This is a genomic window from Salinicola tamaricis (assembly GCF_003006155.1).
In the GTDB taxonomy this organism is placed as follows: Bacteria; Pseudomonadota; Gammaproteobacteria; order Pseudomonadales; family Halomonadaceae; genus Salinicola; species Salinicola tamaricis.
On the sequence record NZ_CP023559.1, the window covers coordinates 1,156,499 to 1,179,506 of the forward strand.

At 63.5% G+C, this 23,008-nt stretch carries 29 protein-coding genes and 6 pseudogenes; 2 read left to right on the forward strand and 33 right to left on the reverse strand.

Features of this window, described 5'->3' with window-relative positions; all coding sequences use genetic code 11:
- Nucleotides 1–41 precede the first annotated feature (41 nt).
- Complete coding sequence (locus CN538_RS05330; protein WP_340638272.1) at nucleotides 42–869, reverse strand: sugar nucleotide-binding protein; 828 nt, start codon at nucleotides 867–869, stop codon at nucleotides 42–44.
- A 205-nt stretch (nucleotides 870–1,074) separates the two neighbouring features.
- On the opposite strand from CN538_RS05330, the gene CN538_RS05335 reads away from it, so the two are divergent.
- Nucleotides 1,075–1,947 carry an SMP-30/gluconolactonase/LRE family protein gene (locus tag CN538_RS05335; RefSeq protein WP_106418798.1) on the forward strand — a complete coding sequence of 291 codons (873 nt, stop codon included), beginning with the start codon at nucleotides 1,075–1,077 and terminating at the stop codon, nucleotides 1,945–1,947.
- A gap of 19 nt (nucleotides 1,948–1,966) precedes the next feature.
- On the opposite strand, the gene CN538_RS24110 is transcribed toward CN538_RS05335, so the two are convergent.
- The 4 genes and pseudogenes from CN538_RS24110 to CN538_RS05350 all read right to left on the reverse strand — a co-directional run bounded on the left by CN538_RS24110 (nucleotide 1,967) and on the right by CN538_RS05350 (nucleotide 6,352).
- Nucleotides 1,967–2,467, reverse strand: coding sequence for an OPT/YSL family transporter (locus tag CN538_RS24110; protein WP_207233645.1), 501 nt, complete (start codon nucleotides 2,465–2,467; stop codon nucleotides 1,967–1,969).
- A complete protein-coding gene (locus CN538_RS05340; RefSeq protein ID WP_207233646.1) occupies nucleotides 2,467–4,017 on the reverse strand; it encodes an OPT family oligopeptide transporter in 1,551 nt (516 codons plus the stop codon). Before CN538_RS05340 ends, CN538_RS24110 begins: the two co-directional genes overlap by 1 nt.
- A gap of 309 nt (nucleotides 4,018–4,326) precedes the next feature.
- A pseudogene (locus CN538_RS05345) lies at nucleotides 4,327–4,933 on the reverse strand (single-stranded DNA-binding protein).
- A 36-nt stretch (nucleotides 4,934–4,969) separates the two neighbouring features.
- Nucleotides 4,970–6,352, reverse strand: a complete 1,383-nt coding sequence (locus tag CN538_RS05350; RefSeq protein ID WP_207233647.1) for an MFS transporter — start codon at nucleotides 6,350–6,352, stop codon at nucleotides 4,970–4,972.
- Between the two features lie 204 nt (nucleotides 6,353–6,556).
- Between CN538_RS05350 and uvrA the strand changes: the two are divergent.
- Nucleotides 6,557–9,399: pseudogene (gene uvrA, locus CN538_RS05355) on the forward strand (excinuclease ABC subunit UvrA).
- A 237-nt stretch (nucleotides 9,400–9,636) separates the two neighbouring features.
- Here the strand turns inward: uvrA and rplQ are convergent.
- From rplQ to rplC, 28 genes and pseudogenes are all read right to left on the reverse strand, one after another.
- On the reverse strand, nucleotides 9,637–10,023 hold the full coding sequence (gene rplQ / locus CN538_RS05360) for a 50S ribosomal protein L17 (RefSeq protein ID WP_035470401.1): 387 nt from the start codon (nucleotides 10,021–10,023) through the stop codon (nucleotides 9,637–9,639).
- A gap of 62 nt (nucleotides 10,024–10,085) precedes the next feature.
- Entirely contained in the window at nucleotides 10,086–11,084 is a 999-nt protein-coding gene (locus tag CN538_RS05365; RefSeq protein ID WP_106418801.1) for a DNA-directed RNA polymerase subunit alpha, read from the reverse strand.
- Nucleotides 11,085–11,163: 79 nt separating this feature from the next.
- Nucleotides 11,164–11,779: pseudogene (gene rpsD / locus CN538_RS05370) on the reverse strand (30S ribosomal protein S4).
- 12 nt (nucleotides 11,780–11,791) lie between these two features.
- The gene (rpsK, locus tag CN538_RS05375; RefSeq protein ID WP_009723883.1) at nucleotides 11,792–12,178 is read right to left on the reverse strand and encodes a 30S ribosomal protein S11; all 387 of its coding nucleotides are present in this window, start codon (nucleotides 12,176–12,178) and stop codon (nucleotides 11,792–11,794) included.
- A 36-nt stretch (nucleotides 12,179–12,214) separates the two neighbouring features.
- Nucleotides 12,215–12,571: a 30S ribosomal protein S13 gene (gene rpsM, locus CN538_RS05380; RefSeq protein ID WP_035470398.1), complete on the reverse strand. Its 357-nt coding sequence runs from the start codon at nucleotides 12,569–12,571 to the stop codon at nucleotides 12,215–12,217.
- A gap of 123 nt (nucleotides 12,572–12,694) precedes the next feature.
- Nucleotides 12,695–12,808, reverse strand: coding sequence for a 50S ribosomal protein L36 (rpmJ, locus tag CN538_RS05385; RefSeq protein ID WP_031384759.1), 114 nt, complete (start codon nucleotides 12,806–12,808; stop codon nucleotides 12,695–12,697).
- Nucleotides 12,809–12,838: 30 nt separating this feature from the next.
- Nucleotides 12,839–14,173 (reverse strand): annotated as a pseudogene (gene secY / locus CN538_RS05390) (preprotein translocase subunit SecY).
- Complete coding sequence (gene rplO / locus CN538_RS05395; RefSeq protein ID WP_106418802.1) at nucleotides 14,174–14,608, reverse strand: 50S ribosomal protein L15; 435 nt, start codon at nucleotides 14,606–14,608, stop codon at nucleotides 14,174–14,176. It abuts the pseudogene before it with no gap.
- Between the two features lie 3 nt (nucleotides 14,609–14,611).
- Nucleotides 14,612–14,794: a 50S ribosomal protein L30 gene (rpmD, locus tag CN538_RS05400; protein WP_035470395.1), complete on the reverse strand. Its 183-nt coding sequence runs from the start codon at nucleotides 14,792–14,794 to the stop codon at nucleotides 14,612–14,614.
- Nucleotides 14,795–14,800: 6 nt separating this feature from the next.
- Nucleotides 14,801–15,301, reverse strand: coding sequence for a 30S ribosomal protein S5 (gene rpsE, locus CN538_RS05405; RefSeq protein WP_035470394.1), 501 nt, complete (start codon nucleotides 15,299–15,301; stop codon nucleotides 14,801–14,803).
- 11 nt (nucleotides 15,302–15,312) lie between these two features.
- Nucleotides 15,313–15,663, reverse strand: a complete 351-nt coding sequence (gene rplR / locus CN538_RS05410) for a 50S ribosomal protein L18 (RefSeq protein ID WP_035470393.1) — start codon at nucleotides 15,661–15,663, stop codon at nucleotides 15,313–15,315.
- Between the two features lie 9 nt (nucleotides 15,664–15,672).
- Nucleotides 15,673–16,205 (reverse strand): annotated as a pseudogene (rplF, locus tag CN538_RS05415) (50S ribosomal protein L6).
- Between the two features lie 9 nt (nucleotides 16,206–16,214).
- Nucleotides 16,215–16,607, reverse strand: coding sequence for a 30S ribosomal protein S8 (gene rpsH, locus CN538_RS05420; RefSeq protein ID WP_035470391.1), 393 nt, complete (start codon nucleotides 16,605–16,607; stop codon nucleotides 16,215–16,217).
- Nucleotides 16,608–16,639: 32 nt separating this feature from the next.
- Nucleotides 16,640–16,945, reverse strand: a complete 306-nt coding sequence (rpsN, locus tag CN538_RS05425; protein WP_106418803.1) for a 30S ribosomal protein S14 — start codon at nucleotides 16,943–16,945, stop codon at nucleotides 16,640–16,642.
- 10 nt (nucleotides 16,946–16,955) lie between these two features.
- Nucleotides 16,956–17,495 carry a 50S ribosomal protein L5 gene (gene rplE / locus CN538_RS05430; RefSeq protein WP_035470389.1) on the reverse strand — a complete coding sequence of 180 codons (540 nt, stop codon included), beginning with the start codon at nucleotides 17,493–17,495 and terminating at the stop codon, nucleotides 16,956–16,958.
- A gap of 18 nt (nucleotides 17,496–17,513) precedes the next feature.
- The gene (gene rplX / locus CN538_RS05435; protein ID WP_035470388.1) at nucleotides 17,514–17,831 is read right to left on the reverse strand and encodes a 50S ribosomal protein L24; all 318 of its coding nucleotides are present in this window, start codon (nucleotides 17,829–17,831) and stop codon (nucleotides 17,514–17,516) included.
- A 14-nt stretch (nucleotides 17,832–17,845) separates the two neighbouring features.
- On the reverse strand, nucleotides 17,846–18,217 hold the full coding sequence (gene rplN / locus CN538_RS05440; protein WP_035470387.1) for a 50S ribosomal protein L14: 372 nt from the start codon (nucleotides 18,215–18,217) through the stop codon (nucleotides 17,846–17,848).
- Nucleotides 18,218–18,270: 53 nt separating this feature from the next.
- Nucleotides 18,271–18,531: a 30S ribosomal protein S17 gene (rpsQ, locus tag CN538_RS05445; RefSeq protein WP_035470386.1), complete on the reverse strand. Its 261-nt coding sequence runs from the start codon at nucleotides 18,529–18,531 to the stop codon at nucleotides 18,271–18,273.
- Entirely contained in the window at nucleotides 18,531–18,725 is a 195-nt protein-coding gene (gene rpmC / locus CN538_RS05450; protein WP_035470384.1) for a 50S ribosomal protein L29, read from the reverse strand. Before rpmC ends, rpsQ begins: the two co-directional genes overlap by 1 nt.
- Nucleotides 18,725–19,138 carry a 50S ribosomal protein L16 gene (gene rplP, locus CN538_RS05455; protein WP_035470382.1) on the reverse strand — a complete coding sequence of 138 codons (414 nt, stop codon included), beginning with the start codon at nucleotides 19,136–19,138 and terminating at the stop codon, nucleotides 18,725–18,727. The genes rpmC and rplP overlap by 1 nt, the downstream gene beginning before the upstream one ends.
- A gap of 14 nt (nucleotides 19,139–19,152) precedes the next feature.
- Nucleotides 19,153–19,854 carry a 30S ribosomal protein S3 gene (gene rpsC / locus CN538_RS05460; RefSeq protein WP_035470380.1) on the reverse strand — a complete coding sequence of 234 codons (702 nt, stop codon included), beginning with the start codon at nucleotides 19,852–19,854 and terminating at the stop codon, nucleotides 19,153–19,155.
- 11 nt (nucleotides 19,855–19,865) lie between these two features.
- Complete coding sequence (gene rplV / locus CN538_RS05465; protein WP_035470378.1) at nucleotides 19,866–20,198, reverse strand: 50S ribosomal protein L22; 333 nt, start codon at nucleotides 20,196–20,198, stop codon at nucleotides 19,866–19,868.
- 17 nt (nucleotides 20,199–20,215) lie between these two features.
- A complete protein-coding gene (gene rpsS, locus CN538_RS05470; RefSeq protein WP_035470375.1) occupies nucleotides 20,216–20,491 on the reverse strand; it encodes a 30S ribosomal protein S19 in 276 nt (91 codons plus the stop codon).
- A 22-nt stretch (nucleotides 20,492–20,513) separates the two neighbouring features.
- On the reverse strand, nucleotides 20,514–21,341 hold the full coding sequence (rplB, locus tag CN538_RS05475; protein WP_035470373.1) for a 50S ribosomal protein L2: 828 nt from the start codon (nucleotides 21,339–21,341) through the stop codon (nucleotides 20,514–20,516).
- A 16-nt stretch (nucleotides 21,342–21,357) separates the two neighbouring features.
- A complete protein-coding gene (gene rplW / locus CN538_RS05480; RefSeq protein ID WP_035470371.1) occupies nucleotides 21,358–21,654 on the reverse strand; it encodes a 50S ribosomal protein L23 in 297 nt (98 codons plus the stop codon).
- A complete protein-coding gene (rplD, locus tag CN538_RS25980; RefSeq protein WP_277985101.1) occupies nucleotides 21,651–22,007 on the reverse strand; it encodes a 50S ribosomal protein L4 in 357 nt (118 codons plus the stop codon). The genes rplW and rplD (CN538_RS25980) overlap by 4 nt, the downstream gene beginning before the upstream one ends.
- Nucleotides 22,008–22,032: 25 nt before the next feature.
- Nucleotides 22,033–22,254, reverse strand: a pseudogene (rplD, locus tag CN538_RS25985) (50S ribosomal protein L4); the annotation flags it as partial.
- Between the two features lie 14 nt (nucleotides 22,255–22,268).
- Nucleotides 22,269–22,907, reverse strand: a complete 639-nt coding sequence (gene rplC, locus CN538_RS05490; RefSeq protein WP_106418804.1) for a 50S ribosomal protein L3 — start codon at nucleotides 22,905–22,907, stop codon at nucleotides 22,269–22,271.
- Between the last annotated feature and the right edge of the window lie 101 nt (nucleotides 22,908–23,008).

Genomic DNA, 23,008 nt, shown 5'->3' on the forward strand with positions numbered 1-23,008 from the left:
CTGCCACCGCTTCCTGGCTTCCATAGTGCTGCTGACACCAGCTATCCAGCATCAGTCCGAGTTCCACCCGCCACGCCTTCTGATGAATGCCGAAGACATCGAGCAGCCGACGGCAGTCGAACCCGCCGCAGCGGCGTATCGTGGTGCTGATTGAGCGCCTGGAGTTCGCCCAGCGCGGCGGTCTGGCCGACCCCTTCCAAGCGGGTCGCCAGCTGCATCTTGACCACCGAGACGAAGGTGTAGCGGCTGATCGGCTCGACCCCGCAGAGGTGGTAGGTACCCCAGGCGCTGGCGCCGCTGTCGAGCTGCAGCAGGATGCCGCATAGCGCCCGCGCCACCGCACTGACCGAAGTCGGACAGACGATCAGATCCTGGGCCGAGCGGATCGTCTCGCCGCCGCGCAGTGCCGCGATCAGCGGGCCGAGCCAGCTATCCTCGCCGTCGAGCCCGAACAGCGGTCCCAGACGCAATACCAGGTGGCGCGGATGCGCACGCAAGCGCTCGCCGGTGGTGACCAGCCGGCGCAGGGTCTCGTCCCGTGGCGCGGGCATCGTGGTCTCGTCGATCGGGGTGTCGGCGCCATCCTCGAACAGGGTGTCCGAGACGCACCAGATCAGTGCGATCTGCTGCTGCCGGCACAAATCGATCAGCGCCTCGAGGTGATCGCAGTGGGCGTAGACCTCGGCCGGCTCGGCCTGCCCCGGGTTCGACAGCGGCGGCACGATCACCGCATCCGCACCCAGTGCCGCCAGCGTGGCCGCATCCGGCAACTGCTCGAGCGGGGCGAAGGTGATGTCGCTGCGGCTCTCGGCGAGACGCGTCAGCGCCACGCCGAGACAGTGGCGGGGGTGGGCGATCAGGCACTTCACGCGGCCACCTCGATGACTGGTGACGCGATGACCGACGAATCGATGGCTGGTGACGCGATGACGTGCGGCCCGATGGCGCCCATCTGGATAGCTTCCACGCTGTTCTCTCCTTGATCTGTGTCGGCTCGCCGCGCGGAAATCCGGGACACCCCCAGGGCCGACTCGGGCTATGCTGGAGGCCACCGCCCCTCGACAGGAGAATCCCATGTCCCGAGACGCCACTGCGCTGTGGGAAGTCAACGCCCGGCTGGGCGAAGGTCCCGTCTGGTCGCCGGCCCACGGCGCGCTGCTGTTCGTCGATATTCTCGGCGCCCGCCTTCACGCCTGGCGCCCGGCGGACGATACCCGACGCAGCTGGACGCTCAGCGAGGCGTGCTGCTGGCTGCTGCCGCGCGATACCGGCGGTTTCGTCGCCGGGCTGCGCTCCGGCGTGGTCGAGCTCGACTTCGATCTCGAGCAGGGGCCGCGCCCGGGCAAGCGACTGACGCCGATCGAGTGGCTGCCGGAGGGGGATCGCCTCAACGACGCCAAGAGCGATGGCCACGGCCGGCTCTGGTTCGGCTCGATGGACGCGGCCGAAGTCCACGCCGGCGGCTATCTCTATCGCCTCGATGGCCGCGGCCTGATCGAGATGGACCGCGACTACCACATCACCAACGGCCCGGCTATCTCACCCGACGGGGCCACACTTTATCACAACGACAGCGCCCGCCAGACCGTCTTCGCCTTCGATCTGAGCGACTCGGGCGAGCTCTCGCGCAAGCGTGAGCACATTCGTCTCGCCCCCGGCGCCGGCTATCCCGACGGTATGACCTGCGACCGCGAGGGCGGCCTGTGGCTGGCACTCTGGGATGGTCGGCGCGTGGCCCGCTATCACCCCGACGGCAGCCTCGACCGTGAGGTCGCGCTGCCGGTATCGCGGCCCACCTCCTGCGCCTTCGGCGGCGAGGCGTTCGACCGCTTGTTCGTCACCTCGGCGGCGGTGGGCTGCGCCGACGAGCCGCTCGCCGGGGCGCTGTTCGAGATCCCGGTCGAGATCGGCGGCAGCACCCCGACGCCGCTCTCACTGCCGGTGTGACCCGCCCCGGGCACCATCTTCAGGCGCCCTGCGGGCGCAGCACGCGGCGATAGAAGCCGAGGCAGACCACGACGAAGACCGCCAAACCCAGCCACTGGGCGGTGCCGGCGAAGCCGGCGCCAACCAGTGCCAGCGGTGCCGGCGAGCCGCTCAGTCCGATCACACCGGCCAGCAGCACACCGACCAGACTCTCGCCGACGATCAGCCCTGAAGCGAGCAGTACCGCGCGCCGGCGTGGGCGCTCGGCATGGACCGCCAGCTCGACACCCTTGGCCCGGGCGCGGGCACGCAGACGCCGCTCGATCAGCCAGCCGATCACGGCACCGATCACCAGCGGCATGATGATGCTCGGCGGCAGATAGATGCCGATCCCTACCGCCAGCACCGGCAGCCGTGCACTGCCGCCGCGCCGGCGCAGCAGCTCGTCGATGCCGATCAGCGCCGCCCCCAGGGCCAGGCCGATGCCGAGCATGCCCCACTCGAGATCGTGGTCGAAGACACCGCGCACGATCGCGGTCATCAAGGAGGCCTGCGGCGCCCCAGCGCCTGGGCCGGGTCCATGCCCGGCCGCGGCATGGCACCGGCGAAGCCGTAGGCGTGGTAGAGCAGCGAAAGCACCGGCGGGATCACCAGCGCACCCACCACGCAGCCGATGATCAGCGCCACCTGCTGGCGCCACGGCGTGGCCCCGACCAGGTAGCCGGTCTTGAGATCCTGCAGATTGTCGTTGGCGATCGCCGCCACCGCCAGGATCACCGAGGTGACGAACAGCGCCAACGCCGTCGGCAGGCGCTGGGCGACCGCCGGGTCTAGGCTGGCCAGGGCATCGCTGACGGCGTCGAAGCCCAGCAGCATCAGCGAGACCAGGATCACCGCGACGATGCCGATGCCCGAGATCGGGCTGCTCGACGACCCCACCAGACCCGCCATGTAGCCGCAGGCGGCGGCGATCAGAAAACCGAACACGCCGGCGAACAGCACGCAGCCCAGTGTCAGTGTCCAGAGTGGTGCCGCCGCCAGCGTCGGCGCCGCCTGATGCAGAAAGTGCGCGAATACCAGCGTCAACAGCACCAGCAGCAGGGCGGTCAGCCCCAGCAGCAGGCCGGCGGGCAGGTCGCGTTCGGTGCGCAGCGGACGCGCCTCGCTGCCACCACGCATTGCCCCGAAGGAGGCGCGGATGCCCTGGAGCATCGGCTTGAACAGCGTCGCCAGGGTCCACAGCGCGGCGATGCCGATGGTCCCGGCACCGATGAAGCGCACCTTCTCCGACCATAGCGCCATCCCCGCCGCGGCCAGGCCCTGCCCCGCCGCCGGGGTGATCGCGGTGAGCCAGGGGACGGCGACGCCCCAGGCGATCAATGTGCCGATCAGCATCGCGATGCCGCCGACGATCCCCACCAGGTAGCCGGCCCAGACCAGCGCCAGCGAAAAGCCGGTGGCGAGCTGGACGGCGCTGCGCCCCACCGCGAACCACACACTGATGCTCTCCGCCAGCAACCGCAGCCCGCCGCTGGCGAAGGCGAACGCCGCCGCCACGCCGGCGCCGAGGGCGATCTCGCCGGCCCCCGTCTGCTCGCGCCGGGCGCTCTCCGGCGTCGACTCGGCGCGCTGCGTCGCCTGGCTGCCGACCTCGAGGATCTCGGCCGCGGCGATCCCCTCCGGATAGGGCAGATCACTCTGCACCACCATCACCCGGCGCAGCGGAATGGTGTAGAGCACGCCCAGAATGCCGCCGATGGCGCAGATCGCCGAGGTCTGCCAGAACGGAAAGCCCTGCCAGTAGCCGATCATCAGTAGTCCCGGCAGCACGAAGATGATCGCCGAGAGGGTGCCCGCCGCCGAGGCCTGGGTCTGCACCATGTTGTTCTCGAGCTTGTTGGCGCCTGGCAGACGGCAGAGCACCGCCATCGAGATCACCGCAGCCGGGATCGCCGAGGCGAAGGTAAGGCCCACCTTGAGCCCCAGATAGACGTTGGAGGCGGTGAACAGCAGGGTGATGGCGGCACCCAGCAAAACACCTCGCAGCGTCAGTTCAGGCAGCCTGACGGCGTCGGGTATCCGGTGTGACATGACAAGAGACTCTCGAGCTGGAAGACAGGGCCCGCCGGGCCCCAGCCTGGCGGCGACGCGGACGTCGGCACCGGGGTGATCATTAGAAGGCTATCGAACCCGCCATTCTAATCCGCCGCCCGAAAGGCGTCGAGTCACACCGCCGGTAAGGCGATGTCACGGGATGTCGGCCAGGGAAGGCGCCCATCGCAAAAACCGCCGGGAGCGGTTTTGCACGTCGCGCAGCGACGACCCGCAGGGTGGGCGCCAGGGAAGGCGCCCACAAAAAAACCCCGCCGAGGCGGGGTCATCACCTGCCGCGCGGGCGAATCAGAACGGGATTTCGTCGTCGAAATCGTCGAAGCTGCCCGGATTCGGCGCGCCGTAGTTGGCGTTCTGCTGGTTGGGCTGCGGCGCCGGCTGGTTCTGCGGCGGACGCTGGGGCTGGTTGCCGTAGCTGCCCTGCTGCCGGCGCCGGCTGCTGCTGACCATAGCCGCCCTGCTGGGCCGGGGCGGGCTGCTGCTGGCCATAGCCACCCTGGGGCTGCTGCGGCGCGCCGCCATACTGGTTCTGGTTGTAGTCACCACCGCCCTGACCGCTGCGCGAGTCGAGCATCTGCATGTCGTTGCCGACGATCTCGGTGGAGTAGCGATCCTGGCCATCCTGCCCCTGCCACTTGCGAGTCTGCAGGCGCCCTTCGATATAGATCCGCGAACCCTTCTTGACGTACTGCTGGGCGATTTCCGCCAGCTTGTTGAACAGCACCACGCTGTGCCACTCGGTACGCTCCTGACGCTGGCCGCTCTGACGGTCGGTCCAGGTATCGGTGGTCGCGATGCGCAGGTTGCACACCGGATTGCCCGACGGCAGGAAGCGGACTTCCGGATCCTGTCCCAGGTTGCCGATCAGGATGACTTTGTTCACACCTCGGGCCATCGTTGTCTCCTTGCCTTACCTGCGTTTACGACGCCCTCAGGCGTCGGTTCGTTGCCATTGATTGCCGGTGATACGGGCCAGCGCTTCGGCGTCCAGGCGCTGGCGGTCGACCTTGAGATAAGCGACGCGCTCTTCGGGCACGACCATTACGTCCTCGACCCCGGCGACCGAGGCGAAACGCTCGAGCAGTGTATCGAGCATGCCCATGGATTGCGCGTCCAGCGGTACGATTTCGCTCGACAGGTGGCGCGGCGCGGGCATTCTCCACACCACCGCCAGCCAGATCGCCCCGATCACTGCAGCGCCGAGGAACACACTGTGGATCCCCAGCCCCTGGGACAGCGCCCCGCCCAGGGTGCCGCCCAAAAAGGCGCCGAGGAACTGACTGGTGAGTAGACCCCCCATGGCGGTTGCCCTTGCCCCGGCCGGCGCCAGCTTGCTGATCATCGAGGGCAGGGTTGCCTCGAGCAGATTGAAGACCACGAAGAAGCCCCACAGCAGCGCCAGCAGTGCGACGCGGTCGTCCCCCAGCTCACTGAAACCGAGCAGGATGAGGGTCATGGCCGCCACGGCGCCGACGAACACCGGCTTCATCTTGCGATACTTCTCGGCCACGATCACCAACGGCACCATGGCCAGGAAGGCCAGCGCCATCACCGGCAGATAGACCCAGCCGTGGTGTGCCGGGGCGAAGCCCAGGGCCTCGAGCTGAAACGGCAGCGCGACGAAACAGGCGGTCAGAATCAGATGCAGGGCAAAGATCGAGAAATCGAGCCGCAGCAGATCGCCCTGCATCAGGGTGGCACGCAGCTGGCGGCGGTCGAGCCCGACATCGCGGTGGGCCATGCGGCGTGGCGCCTTGGGCACCAGCTTCCACAGGATCAGCAGGCCGGCGGCGGAGAGCGCCGCGGTGAACCAGAACACCCCGGCCAGCCCGCCGACATCGGCGACCAGCGGCCCCACCACCATGGCCACGCCGAAGGCGACACCGATCGACAGACCGATAGTGGCCATCGCCGCGGTGCGGATCTCCTCGCGGGTCTGGTCGGCGAGCAGCGCCATGATGGCGCCGGCGACCGCGCCACTGCCCTGCAGGCAGCGGCCGATGATGACGACGTAGATCGAGGTGGCGCTGGCCGCCACGACACTGCCGAGAATGAACAGCAGCAGGCCGCCGGCGATCACCACCTTGCGTCCGAGCCGGTCGGAGAGCAGGCCGAAGGGAATCTGCAGGATCGCCTGGGTCAGGCCGTAGCCGCCCAGGGCCAGGCCGACGAGAAAGGGGGTAGCGCCGTCGAGATGGTCGGCGTAGAGCGCCAGGATCGGCAGGACCATGAACAGCCCCAGCATGCGCGAGGCATAGAGGCTGGCCAGACCCACGATGGCGCGCCGTTCGGTAACGAGAAAACGAGATGTCATGGAAGTCACGGCTGGTGAACTCGGCAGAAGCGAGGGAATGAGGGAACCCCCCATTTTACGCCTCGCCCGGGTCGAGTGAAAGCGCCAGGCGGCGCCAGACGCGGCGTCAGCGTCAGCCCATCGTCTTCGTCGTTATCGCCGCGACCGGTCGAGGCCGACAGACTGCTATACTGGTCGTTTCCCGCTTCGCTGCACGAGGTAGTCATGGACAGCATTCTGGTCAGGGGTGCGCGTACCCATAACCTGAAGGATATCGATGTCGAACTGCCACGTGACAAACTGATCGTGGTCACCGGCCTGTCCGGGTCGGGCAAGTCCTCGCTAGCTTTCGATACCCTCTATGCCGAGGGCCAGCGCCGCTACGTGGAGTCGCTCTCCACCTATGCGCGGCAATTCCTGTCGATGATGGAGAAACCCGACGTCGACCATATCGAGGGGCTGTCGCCGGCGATCTCGATCGAGCAGAAGTCGACTTCGCACAACCCACGCTCCACCGTCGGCACCATCACCGAGATCTACGACTACCTGCGCCTGCTGTTCGCCCGCGCCGGCACCCCGCGCTGCCCTGACCCACGGCGAGGAGCTGGAGGCGCAGACGGTATCGCAGATGGTCGACCAGGTGCTGGCACTGCCCGAGGGCAGCCGCCTGATGCTGCTGGCGCCGGTGATCAAGGGGCGCAAGGGTGAGCATCAGCAGTTGCTCGGCGAGCTGCGCGCCCAGGGCTTCGTGCGCGCGGTGGTCGACGGCGAGACCGTCGAGCTCGACGACCTGCCGACCCTGGACAAGAAGCGCAAGCACGATATCAGCGTGGTGGTCGACCGTATCAAGGTGCGCGCGGATCTGCAGCAGCGCCTGGCCCGTCGTCGAGACCGCCCTCAACCTGGCCGACGGTACCGCGATCATCCACTTCATGGATGGCGAGCAGGCGGATCTGGCGTTCTCTTCACGCTTCGCCTGCCCCATCTGCGGCTACTCGCTGGCCGAGCTGGAACCGCGGCTGTTCTCGTTCAACAACCCGGCCGGTGCTTGCCCCACCTGTGATGGTCTCGGCGTGCGCCAGTACTTCGATCCGGACAAGCTGATCAGCCACCCGGAGCTGTCGCTGGCCGAGGGCGCGATCAAGGGCTGGGACCGGCGCAGCATCTACTATTTCAGCCAGCTGCAGGCGGTCGCCGAACACTACCGCTTCACCCTCGACCCCGTGGGAGGCACTGGCCCGCCACGAGCGCGAGATCGTGCTCCACGGCAGTGGCAACGACGACATCGCCTTCAGCTACGTCAATGACCGCGGACGCAAGGTCACCCGCGAGCCCCCTTCGAGGGCGTACTGCCCAACCTGGAGCGGCGCTACCGTGAGACCGAGTCGTCGATGGTCCGCGATCTGGCCAAGTACCTGGCGGTGCGCCCCTGCCCCAGCTGCGACGGCAGCCGCCTCAAGCGCGAGGCGCGTCATGTCTTCGTCGACGACCACAACCTGCCACAGATCACCCAGCTACCGGTGGGCGAGGCCTGGAACTACTTCCGCGAGCTGAGCCTGCCGGGCCGCAAGGGTGAGATCGCGACCAAGATCGTCCACGAGATCCACGCCCGCCTGGAGTTTCTGGTCAACGTCGGCCTCGACTACCTGACCCTGGAGCGCAGCGCCGACACCCTCTCCGGCGGCGAGGCCCAGCGTATCCGCTTGGCGAGCCAGATCGGCGCCGGCCTTGTAGGGGTGATGTACATCCTCGACGAGCCCTCGATCGGCCTGCACCAGCGCGACAACGACCGTCTGCTGCGCACCCTCACCGGCTACGCGACCTGGGCAATACGGTGATCGTGGTCGAGCACGACGAGGATGCCATCCGCGCCGCCGACCACGTGCTCGACATCGGCCCTGGCGCCGGCGTGCATGGCGGTACTATCGTCGCCCAGGGCACGCCCAAGCAGATCGAGGCCGCCTCGCACTCGCTGACCGGGCAGTATCTTCGGGCAAGCGCCGGATCGAGGGGGTGCCGCCACCGGATTCCGGGCAATCCGGAAAAGCAGCTGCGGCTCACCGGGGCCAGTGGCAACAACCTGCACAATGTCGACCTGACGCTGCCGCTGGGGCTGTTCGTCTGCGTCACCGGGGTCTCCGCGGGCAAGTCGACGCTGATCAACTCGACCCTGATGCCGATCGCGGCGCGCGAGCTCAATCGCGCCACCACGCTGTCCACCGGCCCCCTACCGCAGCATCGAGGGGCTCGACCAGCTCGACAAGATCATCGATATCGATCAAAGCCGATCGGGCGCACGCCGCGCTCCAACCCGGCCACCTACACCGGGATCTCACCCCCATCCGCGAGCTCTTCTCGGGCACGCAGGAGGCGCGCGCCCGGGGCTACAAGCCGGGACGCTTCAGCTTCAACGTCAAGGGCGGGCGCTGCGAGGCGTGCCAGGGCGAGGGCATGATCAAGGTGGAGATGCACTTTCTGCCGGACATCTACGTGCCCTGCGACGTGTGCAGGGCAAGCGCTACAACCGCGAGACGCTGGAGATCCAGTACAAGGGCAAGAACATCCACGAAGTGCTGGAGATGACGATCGAGGAGGCACTCGAGTTCTTCAGCCCGGTGCCGGCGATTGCCCGCCGGCTACAGACGCTGATGGACGTGGGGCTCTCCTACGTGCGGCTGGGGCAGAGCGCGACCACCCTCTCCGGCGGCGAGGCGCAGCGCGTCAAGCTGGCTCGCGAGCTGGCTAAGCGCGATACCGGGCAGACGCTCTATATCCTCGACGAGCCCACCACCGGGCTGCACTTCGAAGATATTCGCCAGCTGCTCGGCGTGCTCCACCGCCTGCGCGACCACGGCAACACCGTGGTGGTGATCGAGCACAACCTGGATGTGATCAAGACCGCCGACTGGCTGATCGACCTCGGTCCCGAGGGCGGCTCCGGCGGCGGACGGATCATCGCAGAAGGCACCCCGGAGCAGGTGGCGGCCCAGGAACATTCCCACACCGGGCGCTTCCTGGCGCCGCTGCCCTCACCCAAGGCGAGCAAGGGCAAGGCCAAGCGCGCCTGAGCGCCGCTCACTGGAAGCGCCTGCGGGCGCTTCCGTGCCCCTGGCACTCATATATCGGCCGCCTCGGGAGCCGCTATGCACCAGGCGGTCTGGCCTCAGTCCGCGAGACACGCGCCCCATCGATACACGATCTGCCGACACCGGCCTCTGGTCAAAAAGAAGGGACAAAAAGAAAGCCGGCTGCCCGATCACTCGGACAGCCGGCTTTGGTGCCGTTCGGCGGAAACGCGGGGCGACTTACTCGTCGCCAGCAGCTTCCTGAACGGCCGGACGATCGACCAGCTCGACGTAGGCCATCGGCGCGTTGTCGCCAGCGCGGAAACCGCACTTGAGCACACGGACGTAACCGCCCGGGCGAGTGGCGTAACGCGGGCCAAGCTCGTTGAAGAGCTTGCCGACGGCTTCCTTGGAGCGAGTGCGGCTGAACGCCAGACGGCGATTCGCCACGCTGTCCTGCTTGGCCAGGGTGATCAGCGGCTCGATATGACGACGCAGCTCCTTGGCCTTGGGCAGGGTAGTCTTGATCACTTCATGCTCGACCAGCGAGATGCACATGTTCTTGAACATGGCGTGCCGATGCGAGCTGGTCCGATTCAGATGACGACCACTCTTACGATGACGCATGATTGCTATTCTTACCAAACTGGTGATTCGAGTCGGCACTCCGGCACCGCCGAGGGCTCGCCTCAGGCGGAGGCCTTGTCGTCCTTCAGACTCGCCGGCGGCCAGTTTTCCAGCCGCATGCCGAGGGAAAGACCGCGCGAAGCCAACACGTCCTTGATTTCGTTCAAGGACTTCTTGCCAAGGTTCGGCGTCTTGAGCAGCTCGACTTCCGTGCGCTGAATCAAATCGCCAATGTAGTAAATATTCTCGGCCTTCAAGCAGTTGGCGCTACGAACCGTGAGTTCGAGATCGTCCACGGGGCGCAGCAGGATCGGATCGATCTGATCCTCTTCCTCTTCGACTTCCTGCTCTCGGTCAGCTTCGAGATCGACGAAGGCGGCCAGCTGTTCCTGAAGGATGGTCGCACTACGACGAATCGCTTCTTCGGGGTCCAAGGTGCCGTCAGTTTCGAGATCGATGACCAGCTTATCGAGGTCGGTGCGCTGTTCGACACGCGCCGCTTCGACCGCGTAGGACACGCGACGAACCGGGCTGAAGGTCGCATCCAGCTGCAGACGACCGATGGCACGGGATTCGTCCTCGTCGGAGAGCCGCACGTCGGCGGGCTCGTAACCGCGGCCCCGTACGACTTTCAGCTGCATCTTGAGATCGCTGCCGTCGTTGAGGTGCGCGATCACATGATCCGGATTGACGATCTCGACGTCGTGGTCGACGGCGATATCGCCTGCGGTCATGATGCCCGGGCCCTGCTTGTTCAGGGTGAGGAGCGCCTCGTCGCGGCCGTGCATCTTGATGGCCACGTCCTTGAGATTCAGTAGAATCTCGATGACGTCTTCCTGAACACCTTCGATGGCGCTGTATTCATGCAGCACGCCGTCGATTTCCGCTTCGACCACGGCACAGCCGGGCATCGAAGAGAGCAGGATGCGACGCAGCGCATTCCCCAGGGTATGGCCGAAACCACGCTCGAAGGGTTCCAGCACGATCTTGGCGTGATTCGCACTGACTTCTTCGACCTTGATGTCGCGGGGACGGAGAAACTCTGTCACTGAACGCTGCATATGAACACCTTCTCAGGCTGCCTAACGAATATCGGTACTCCAGCCGGTTCGGACCGCCGTGGCGGTCCGAACTCAGGCCTCACTTGGAGTACAGCTCGACGATCAGGTTTTCGTTGATGTCGGCAGACAGGTCGCCGCGTTCCGGGACAGCCTTGAAGTGCCTTCCATCTTCTTCGCGTCGACGTCGATCCAGTCACGTCGCACGGTTGGCGGCGATGGAAGCGCTCGGCTGGATACGGGCCTGGTTCTTGCCTTCTCACGCACGACACGACGTCGCCAGGACGCACCTGATAGGAAGCCACGTTGACGGTACGGCCGTTGACCGAGATCGCCTTGTGGCTCACCAGCTGACGCGATTCACTGCGCGTGGAGCCGAAGCCCATGCGGTAAACCACGTTGTCCAGCCGGGATTCCAGCAGCTGCAACAACACTTCACCGGTCGCCCCTTTCTGGCGCGCGGCTTCTTTGTAGTAGTTGCGGAACTGGTTTTCGAGCACGCCGTAGATACGACGCACTTTCTGCTTCTCGCGAAGCTGCAAGCCGTAGTCGGAAAGACGCTGACGGCGCTGGCCGTGCACACCCGGGATCTGCTCGGATTTGCACTTCTTCTCGAAGGGGGTGACACCGCTCTTGAGGAAGAGGTCGGTACCCTCACGACGAGACAGTTTGCACTTGGGTCCTAGATAACGAGCCATGAGTCGTTCTCCTTAAACGCGGCGTTTCTTCGGCGGACGGCACCCGTTATGCGGGATGGGCGTCGCGTCAGTAATGCTCTGCACACGGAAGCCGGCGGCGTTGAGTGCACGCACGGCAGACTCACGGCCCGGGCCGGGGCCCTTGACCAGCACGTCGACGTTTTTCACACCATACTCGGCTGCAGCGGTCGCTGCACGTTCACTCGCTACTTGAGCTGCGAACGGGGTGCTCTTGCGAGAACCACGAAAACCCGAACCACCGGCAGTCGCCCAAGAAAGCGCGTTGCCCTGGCGGTCTGTGATCGTCACGATCGTATTGTTAAAAGAGGCGTGGATGTGCGCGACGGCGTCCACGACCTGCTTTTTAACCTTTTTACGGTTACTACGCGGGTTAGCCATGTTGATGTTTCCTGATAGTTAACGTCGAAACGTTAATTATTTACGAATCGGTTTACGCGGTCCCTTACGGGTACGCGCATTGGTCTTGGTACGCTGACCACGCAGCGGAAGACCACGACGATGGCGCAGACCACGATAGCAACCCAGATCCATGAGACGCTTGATGTTCAGCGTCACGTCACGGCGAAGGTCGCCTTCTACGGTGTACTTACCGACTTCGGTACGCAGGATGTCGAGCTCTTCGCCAGACAGTTCCTGAATCTTGGTCGTCGGTGCAATACCGGCCGCGGCACAGATCGCCTGTGCGCGAGTGCGGCCAATCCCGAAGATGTAGGTCAGCGAGATCGCCGCATGCTTGTTGTCCGGGATATTGACGCCTGCAATACGGGCCATCAGCTTACTCCGAATGTTGAGCGGCTTGCTCGTTTAGTCGTCCACAAAGGGCGCAATAGCATACCCCTTTGCCTCTCTCGAGGCAAGGGGCATGCCATGGCCCGCTTTCGTGCAGCTAGGGAATCAACCCTGGCGCTGCTTGTGACGTGGTTCCGTGCAGATGACACGGACCGCGCCGTTGCGCCGAATGATCTTGCAGTTACGGCACATTTTCTTTACAGAAGCTCGAACTTTCATCGTTCTCTCCAAATGCTCTCTCGCGGAGGCTCAGCGCATCACGCCGCCGCTACCGTAGCCCTTCAGGTTCGATTTCTTCATCACCGACTCGTACTGGTGCGACATCAGGTGCGATTGAACCTGGGCCATGAAGTCCATGATCACCACGACCACGATCAGCAACGACGTGCCGCCGAAGTAGAACGGCACCTGCCAGGCCACCACCAGGAACTGCGGCATCAGCGACACCAGCGTGATGTAGAGCGCCCCGAACAGGGTCAGCCGTGTCATCACCTTGTCGACGTAGCGCGCGGTCTGCTCACCCGGGCGGATCCCCGGCAGGAAGGCGCCCGACTTCTTGAGGTTGTCGGCGACATCCTTGGGGTTGAACACCAACGCCGTATAGAAGAAGCAGAAGAACAGCACTGCCGCCGCAAACAGGATGATGTACAGAGGCGCCCCAGGGGAGAGCTGCTGTGATGCGACCTGCAGCCACTCGAAGCCGTCGCTCTGGCCCAGCCACTGACCGATGGACCCCGGGAACAGCAGGATGCTGGACGCGAAGATCGGCGGAATCACACCCGCCATGTTGACCTTCAGCGGCAGATAGCTGCTCTGACCGGCGTACATCTTGTTACCGACCTGACGCCGCGGATAGTTCACCGTAATACGGCGCTGGCCGCGTTCGATGAACACCACGAAGGCCACGGTCGCGATGGCCAGCAGCGACAGTGCGAGCAGGGGTAGTACGTTCCAGGCGCCATCGTTGCGCGCCAGCTCGAACGACTGACCGATCGCACTGGGCAGCCCAGCCACGATCCCGGCGAAGATGATCAGCGAGATACCGTTGCCGATCCCCTTTTCGGTGATCTGCTCGCCCAGCCACATCAGGAACACGGCCCCGGCCACGAAGGTGACGACGGCGGTGAAGTAGAAACTGATGCCGCCGGTATAGGCGACGCCCTGACTGACCAGACCAACTGACATGCCGCTCGCCTGGATCAACGCCAGTAGCACCGTGCCGTAGCGGGTGTACTGGTTTGATCTTCCGGCGCCCGGCCTCGCCTTCCTTCTTCAGCGCTTCGAGCTGAGGCGATACCGCGGTCAGAAGCTGCATGATGATCGACGCGGAGATGTACGGCATGATCCCCAGCGCGAAGATACTCATGCGCTGCAGCGCACCACCCGAGAACATGTTGAACATGCCGAGGATGGTGCCCTGGTTCTCCCGAAACAGGGCAGCCAGCTGGTCAGGATCGATGCCGGGTACGGGAATGTGGGCACCGATGCGGTACACCACGATCGCGATGAAGACGAAACGCAGGCGCGCCCCAGCTCGCTGAGGCCACTACCCATGTTCGCCGGCACGTTTCCTGACTTAGCCATTTAGTCCTCTACCTTGCCACCGGCCGCTTCGATCGCAGCGCGTGCACCTTTGGTGACCTTGAGGCCACGCACGGTAATCGCCTTGGTCAGCTCGCCGGAGAGGATGACCTTGGCGTACTCGGTTGCGTTCTTGAGCACGTTGGCCTTCTTCAGGCTGGCGAGATCGGCGACGTCGCCCTCGACCTTGGCCAGTTCGCCGAGGCGAACTTCTTCGGACACCAGCGACTTGGCCGAGGTGAAGCCGAACTTCGGCAGACGGCGCTGCAGCGGCATCTGGCCGCCTTCGAAACCGGGCTTGACCGAGCCGCCGGAACGCGACTTCAGACCTTTGTGGCCACGGCCACCGGTCTTGCCGAGACCGGAGCCGATGCCGCGCCCAACGCGTTTCTCAGCGTGCTTGGAACCCGGAGCCGGGCTTAAGCTGTTGAGTTTCATGGATTACTCTCCCTCGATTCGAACAAGGTAACGAACCTTGTTGATCATGCCGCGAACGGCGGGGGTGTCTTCCAGCTCGACCGAGTGCCCGATGCGACGCAGGCCAAGGCCCGTCATGGTCGCTTTGTGCTTCTTCAGGACACCGATAGTGCTGCGGGTCTGAGTGATTTTGATCGTCTCTGCCATGGTCGCTTACCCCGCCAGTTCTTCGACAGACAGGCCACGCTTGGCGGCGATGTCTTCCGGAGACTGCATGGATGCGAGCCCCTTGATGGTGGCACGCACGACGTTCACCGGGTTGGTGGAGCCGTAGCACTTGGCCAGAACGTCATGAACACCGGCCAGCTCGAGGACGGAGCGCATGGCGCCGCCGGCGATGATGCCGGTACCTTCGGAAGCCGGCTGCATGAACACCTTGGACGCACCGTGACGGGCGCGAACCGGGTACTGCAGCGTGCTGCCGCTGAGGCTGACTTTGACCATGTTGCGACGTGCCTGGTCCATGGCTTTCTGGATCGCGACCGGCACTTCACGCGCCTTGCCACGACCGAAACCGACCCGGCCGTTGCCATCGCCAACGACGGTCAGCGCGGTGAAGCCGAAGATACGACCACCTTTGACCACCTTGGCGACGCGGTTGACCTGCACCAACTTCTCTTGCAGATCACCGCCCTTCTGTTCGTTATTCGCCATCGTAAAACCCTTTAGAATTGCAGACCGCCTTCGCGTGCGGCATCCGCCAACGCCTTGACACGCCCGTGGTATTTGAAACCAGCGCGGTCGAAGGCAACCTGAGAGATGCCGGCATCCTTGGCGCGCTCAGCGATGAGTGCACCCACTTTGGCAGCCGCATCGGCGTTACCGGTCGTACCCTCGCGCAGGCTCTTGTCGAGCGTGGACGCGCTGGCCAGCACTTTGCCGCCGTCCGGCGAGATAATCTGCGCATAGATGTGACGCGGGGTGCGGTTGACGCACAGACGGTTCACACCCAGATCGCGGATCTTGGCGCGCGCGCGGCGGGCACGACGGAGACGAGATTCTTTCTTCGCGTTCATAACCCTGCCTTACTTCTTCTTGGCTTCTTTGCGGCGGACTTGTTCGTCGCTGTACCGAACCCCTTTGCCCTTGTAGGGCTCCGGCGGACGGAAGGCGCGAATTTCCGCAGCCACCTGGCCGAGCTTCTGCTTGTCCGCGCTTTTCAGCACGATGACGGTGTTCTCTTCGGCGTTTCGGCCGTGACACCTTCAGGCAGCGTGTAGTCGATCGGGTGGGAGAAACCGAGTGTCAGATTCAGCGTCTTGCCACTTGCCTGGGCACGATAGCCGACGCCATTGATTTCCAGCGACCGAGTGAAACCCTCGGAGGCGCCGGTGACCATGTTCTGGACCAGGGCACGAGTCGTGCCGACCATGGCCCAGCTCTTGGCCTGCTCACTGGGAGCAAAGGTCAGTTGACCGTCTTCCTGAGCGACTTTCACGTCGGGATGGACGGTCAGTTCTAGCGTGCCCTGGCCGCCCTTGACGGACAGCTGGTCGCCGTCGAACTTGACCTCGACGCCGCTGGGCAGTTTAACCGGATACTTGGCTACGCGAGACATTTCTCACTCCTAGAATACGGTGCAGATGACTTCACCACCGACACCCGCCTGGCGCGCGGCGCGATCGGTCATGACACCCTGAGAGGTGGTGACGATCGCGATACCCAGACCGTCTGCGACCTTGGGCATGGCACTCTTGCCCTTGTAGATCCGCAGCGACGGTTTGGATACACGCTGGAGGTGCTCGATGACCGGCTTGCCCTCGAAGTACTTGAGGGTCACGGTCAGCTCGGGCTTGGCGCCCTCGGAGACCGCGAAGTCGGTAATGTAGCCTTCCTGCTTGAGTACGCGGGCCACTTCCGTCTTGAGCTTGGAAGACGGCATGGTGACCGTCTCCTTGGTGGCCATCTGCGCATTGCGGATACGGGTACACATATCCGCCAGAGTATCTTGCATGCTCATTTACATTGCGCTCCTGAATTCCTCGACGTGGCTTACCAGCTGGACTTCTTCAGTCCAGGGACATCGCCACGCATGGCCGCTTCGCGCAGCTTGTTACGGGCCAGACCGAACTTGTTGTAGTAACCGTGCGGACGACCGGTAATGCGGCAGCGGTTGCGGGCACGAACCTTGCTGGAGTCGCGCGGCAGCTGCTGCAGCTTCAGCTGAGCGTCGAAGCGCTCTTCTTCAGAAGCGTTGACGTCGTAGATCACGCTCTTGAGCGCGGCACGCTTGGCGGCGTATTTGTCGACCAGCTTCGCGCGCTTGAGCTCACGCTCAATCATGCTTTTCTTTGCCATGAATCCACCCTTATTGCTTGAACGGGAAGTTCAGCGCGCTGAGCAGCGCACGACCTTCTTCGTCGGTGTTGGCGCTGGTCGTGATGGTTACGTCCAGACCACGGATCCGGTCGATCTTATCATATTCGATCTCCGGGAAGATGATCTGCTCACGGACGCCCATCGAGTAGTTGCCGCGGCCGTCGAAGGACTTCGGGTTGAGACCACGGAAGTCACGCACGCGGGGGATCGCGATGTTGACCAGGCGATCCAGGAAATCCCACATCCGCTCGCGGCGCAGGGTCACCTTGACGCCGATCGGCCAGCCTTCGCGGACCTTGAAGCCAGCGATGGACTTGCGCGCTTTGGTCACCATCGGCTTCTGACCGGAGAGCTTCTCCAGGTCGCCGATGGCGTTTTCGATCAGCTTTTTATCGCTGGTCGCTTCGCCGATGCCCATGTTCAGGGTCACTTTGGTGATCCGGGGCACCTGCATCACGTTGGCATAGCTGAACTGCTCCTGCAGTTTAGCCATGACCTCGCTTTGATAACGTTCTTTCAAGTTCGCCATTTTGCTACCCGACTCGCGTTAGGCGTCGATCTGCTTCTGCGTCGACTTGTAGATACGTACCTTGGTACCGTCTTCCTGCACTTGGAAGCCGACGCGATCCGCCTTGCCGGTCTCCGCGTTGAAGATGGCCACGTTGGACGCATGGATCGGAGCCTCACGCTCGACGATACCCCCCGGGTTGCCAGCCATCGGATTGGGCTTGGTGTGGCGCTTGATCATGTTGACGCCCGAGACGACATAACGGTCGTTCTCGAGGACGCGCTTGATCGTGCCACGCTTGCCCTTGTCCTTGCCGGCGATGACGATGACTTCGTCGTCACGTTTGATCTTGTGCATATCCGCCTCGCTCCTTACAGCACTTCGGGCGCCAAGGAAATGATCTTCATGAACTTCTCGTTACGAAGTTCACGAGTAACCGGCCCGAAGATACGGGTACCGATCGGCTGTTCGTTGGTGTTGTTCAACAGAACCGCCGCATTTCCATCGAAGCGAATCAGCGAGCCGTCGTTACGACGAACACCGCTGCGCGTACGCACCACGACGGCCTTGAGGACCTGGCCTTTCTTGACCTTGCCCCGCGGAATCGCTTCCTTGACCGTCACTTTGATGACATCACCCACGCGAGCGTAACGGCGGTGTGAACCGCCAAGCACCTTGATGCACTGCACCCGGCGCGCGCCGCTGTTGTCGGCAACATCCAGCATTGTCTGAGTCTGAATCATTGGTTTTCTCCAAACCTAATCTGACTGCACTGGTTCAGAAGGCGCTGTCGGGCTCAGCCCTTGGCCTGCTCGACCACCTCGACCAACGTCCAGGCTTTCTTCTTGGACAGCGGACGGCATTCCTGAATGGAAACCGTGTCGCCAGTCCGTGCCTGATTCGCCTCGTCATGGGCGTGCAGCTTGGTGGAGCGCTTCATGTACTTGCCGTAGATCGGATGACGCTCGCGGCGCTCGATCAATACGACAATCGATTTTTCCATCTTGTCGCTCACGACCTTGCCGGTGAGCGTACGGGCTTTATTCGCTTCAGCCATTATTGGTCACCTGCCTTCTGGTTGAGCACAGTCTTGACGCGAGCGATGTCGCGACGAACCTGCTTGAGCAGGTGCGTCTGGCTCAGCTGGCCGGTGGCCTTCTGCATGCGCAGGTTGAACTGCTCCTTGAGCAGTTCGAAGAGCTGCTCCTGCAGCGCATCGACTGATTTTTCACGCATTTCGTTGGCTTTCATCACATCACCGTCCGTTTCACAAAGGTGGTGGAGATGGGCATCTTCTGAGCCGCCAGGGAGAACGCTTCACGCGCCAGCTCCTCGGAGACACCTTCGATTTCGTAGAGCACCTTGCCCGGCTGGATCTGGGCCACCCAGTACTCGACGGAACCCTTACCTTTACCCATACGAACCTCGAGGGGCTTGTTGGTAATCGGCTTGTCCGGGAATACGCGGATCCAGATCTTGCCACCACGCTTGACGTGACGGGTGATTGCACGACGACCGGCTTCGATCTGACGCGCGGTGATACGACCGCGATCGGTGGCCTTGAGACCGAAGTCTCCAAAGCTCACCTTGCTGCCGCGATGCGCCAGGCCACGGTTACGACCTTTCTGCACCTTGCGGAACTTTGTACGCTTGGGTTGCAACATCGATCAGTCTCCCCTTACCTGGAACCTTTCTTCTTCGGTGCAGGTGCCTGAGCCTGTTGCTTCTGCTTGGCACGCACCTCTTCGATGCCCCCGAGGATCTCGCCCTTGAAGACCCATACCTTGACGCCGATGACGCCGTAGGTGGTGTGTGCTTCATAAGTGGCGTAATCGATGTCGGCACGCAGGGTGTGAAGCGGCACGCGACCTTCGCGGTACCATTCGGTACGCGCGATCTCGGCACCACCGAGACGACCGGAGAGCTGCACCTTGATACCGCCGGCACCCAGACGCATGGCGTTCTGGACGGAGCGCTTCATGGCACGGCGGAACATCACGCGACGTTCGAGCTGACCGGCGATGTTCTGCGCGACCAGGGCGGCGTCGAGTTCCGGCTTGCGGACTTCTTCGATGTTGACGTGCACCGGCACACCCATCATGCGGGTGACATCCTGGCGCAGACGATCGACGTCCTCACCCTTCTTGCCGATCACGATGCCCGGACGGGCAGTGTGAATGGTGATACGGGCGTTGTTGGCCGGACGTTCGATGGTAATGCGGCTCACGGAGGCGTTCTTCAGACGCTCTTCGAGGAAGCGACGCACTTCCAGATCGTTGTTCAGCTTGTCGGCATAGGCACCGCGCTCTGCGTACCAGACCGACGAGTGATCTTTCACGATGCCGAGACGAATCCCGACTGGATTGACTTTCTGACCCATCTGGTCGACTCCTACTTCTCGGCTACCTTGACGGTGATGTGGCAGGTGCGCTTCAGAATGCGATCCGCCCGGCCTTTTGCGCGCGGCTGAATGCGCTTGAGCGTCATGCCCTCATCGACACAGATGGTCGAGACACGCAGCTCGTCGATGTCCATGCCGTTGTTTTCTTCCGCATTGGCAATCGCGGACTGCAGCACCTTCTTGACCAGCTTGGCGGCCTTCTTGGGGGAGAAGGTCAGCACGTCGAGCGCTTCGGCGACCGGCTTACCGCGCACCTGGTCAGCCACCAAACGGGCCTTCTGGGCGGACAAGCTAGCGCCACGCAACTTAGCAGCGACTTCCATCTCTTAATCCTCTTGGCTCAGCGTTTGGCTTTCTTGTCCGCCGCATGACCGCGATAAGTGCGGGTAGCAGCGAACTCGCCCAACTTGTGGCCGACCATTTCCTCGGAGACGTGCACCGGGACGTGCTGGCGACCGTTATGTACCGCGATGGTGAGCCCGACCATGTTCGGCAGGATCATCGAACGACGCGACCAGGTCTTGATCGGTTTGCGATCGTTCTTTTCCGCGGCGACTTCGACCTTCTTCAACAGATGAAGGTCGATGAAGGGACCTTTCTTCAGTGAACGTGGCACAGCCGTTACCTCTTAATGTCTGTTACTTGGACTTGCGGCGACGAACGATGAGCTTGTCGGTACGCTTGTTCTTGCGGGTCTTGTGGCCCTTGGTGGGAATACCCCACGGGCTGACCGGATGACGACCACCGCTGGTGCGGCCTTCACCACCACCGTGCGGGTGATCCACCGGGTTCATCGCGACACCGCGAACGGTCGGGCGCACCCCTCTCCACCGTTTCGCACCGGCCTTGCCCAGTTGACGCAGGCTGTGCTCAGAGTTACCGACTTCACCCAGCGTGGCGCGGCACTCGGACAGTACACGACGCATCTCGCCGGAGCGCAGACGCAGGGTCGCGTAGTTGCCTTCACGGGCGACCAGCTGAGCGCTGGCGCCGGCGCTGCGTGCAATCTGCGCACCCTTGCCCGGCTTCAGCTCGATGCAGTGCACCGTAGAACCGACCGGGATGTTGCGCAGCGGCAACGCGTTGCCACGCTTGATGGATGCGTTGACGCCGGACTCCACCACATCCCCGGCCACCAGGCCCTTGGGTGCGATGATGTAACGACGCTCGCCGTCCATGTACTTCAGCAGCGCAATGTTGGCGCTACGGTTCGGGTCGTACTCGATGCGCTCGACGACGGCATTGATGCCATCCTTGGTGCGCTTGAAGTCGACCAGACGATAATGCTGACGATGGCCACCACCGACGTGGCGCGTGGTGATGCGGCCATTGTTGTTACGACCACCGGACTTCGACTGCTTCTCGGTCAGCGCCGCGAACGGACGGCCCTTGTAGAGCTCGCCATTGACGACTTTGACGACGTGACGACGACCGGCGGACGTGGGTTTTGTCTTGACTACTGCCATGATCCGTACTCCTGCCTTACTCGGCGCCAGAGAAGTCTTCGAGCGTTTCGCCCGCAGCCAGAGTCACGTACGCCTTGCGGTAACCCTTGCGCAGACCCGTGCCGAAGCGCGTGCGTTTGGTCTTGCCCTTGACGTTGAGCACGGAAACACCGGCGACTTTCTTGCCGAACAGCGCTTCGACGGCCTTCTTGATCTCAGGCTTGGTCGCGTCCTGGGCCACTTTGAACACGTACTGATTGTTCTCGGCGGCGCGCGCGGCCTTCTCGGTCATGTGAGGTCCGAGCAGAACCTTGTATACGCGTTCCTGGTTCATCCCAGCTTCTCCTCGAATTTACGCAGAGCGGAGACGGTCATCAGCACCTTGTCGAAGGCGATCAGGCTGACCGGATCGGCGGCCGCAGCATCGACGACATCGACGTTGGGGATGTTGCGCGCGGCCAGGTAGAGCTTCTCGTCGAGTTCTTCGGTGACGATCAGCGCTTTCTCCAGATCCAGCTCCTTGAGCTTGCTGGCCAGCTGCTTGGTCTTCGGCGCGTCGACGGCGACTCGTTGACCAGCACCAGACGCTCCTGACGCACCAGCTCGGACAGGATCGAACGCATCGCCGCACGGTACATCTTGCGGTTGACCTTTGCGTGTAGTCCTGCGGCGGGCAGCGAAGGTCACACCGCCCGCTACGCCACAGCGGCGAGCGGATGGTGCCGGCACGAGCGCGGCCGTACCCTTCTGGCGCCACGGCTTCTTGCCGCCGCACGCACGTCGGAGCGGTTTCTTCTGGGCACGGGTGCCCTGACGGCCCGCCGCCAGATAGGCGGTTGACGACCTGGTGCACCAACGCTTCGTTGAATTCTTTGCCAAAGGTCTCTGCGGACACTTCGACGGTGCCAGCGGCACCTGCGAGATTCAGATTCATCGGTCTCAGTCCCCTCAGCGAGCTTTCACGGCGCTGCGCACGACGACATCGCAGCCCGGAGCACCAGGCACGGCGCCTTTGATCAACAGCAGATTGCGCTCGGCATCGACACGCACCACTTCCAGGCTCTGGACGGTGACGCGCTCATTGCCCATCTGGCCGGCCATCTTCTTGCCTTTGAAGACGCGACCCGGGGTCTGGCACTGACCGATGGAACCCGGCGCACGGTGAGACAGCGAGTTACCGTGGCTGTTGTCCTGGGTACGGAAGTTCCAGCGCTTGACAGCGCCCTGGAAGCCCTTGCCCTTGGAGGTACCGGTCACATCGACTTTCTGACCAGCTTCGAAGAGGGATACGGTGAAGGAACCGCCCACTTCCGGCGCTTCGTCGCTCTCGGCGAGACGAAACTCCATCAGGGAACGGCCAGCCTCGATCCCCGCCTTGGCGTATTGACCAGCAATCGCCTTGGTGAGGTGTTTGGCTTTGCGGGAGCCGGTTGTGACCTGCACCGCACGGTAGCCGTCGGACTCGATGGTCTTGACAGCAGAGATGCGGTTGGGCTCAACCTCGATCACGGTTACGGGCACGGATGCGCCATCTTCGGTGAAAACACGGGTCATGCCCGCCTTTTTACCGACCAAACCGATAGTCATGTTCAGTCTCCTATAGTGTACGGGGCTATCACCCGCTATGGCTGCCCTTTCCAGAGCATTCCACTAGCACATTGTGTGGCGTCTCACGACGCGGCGGTCGC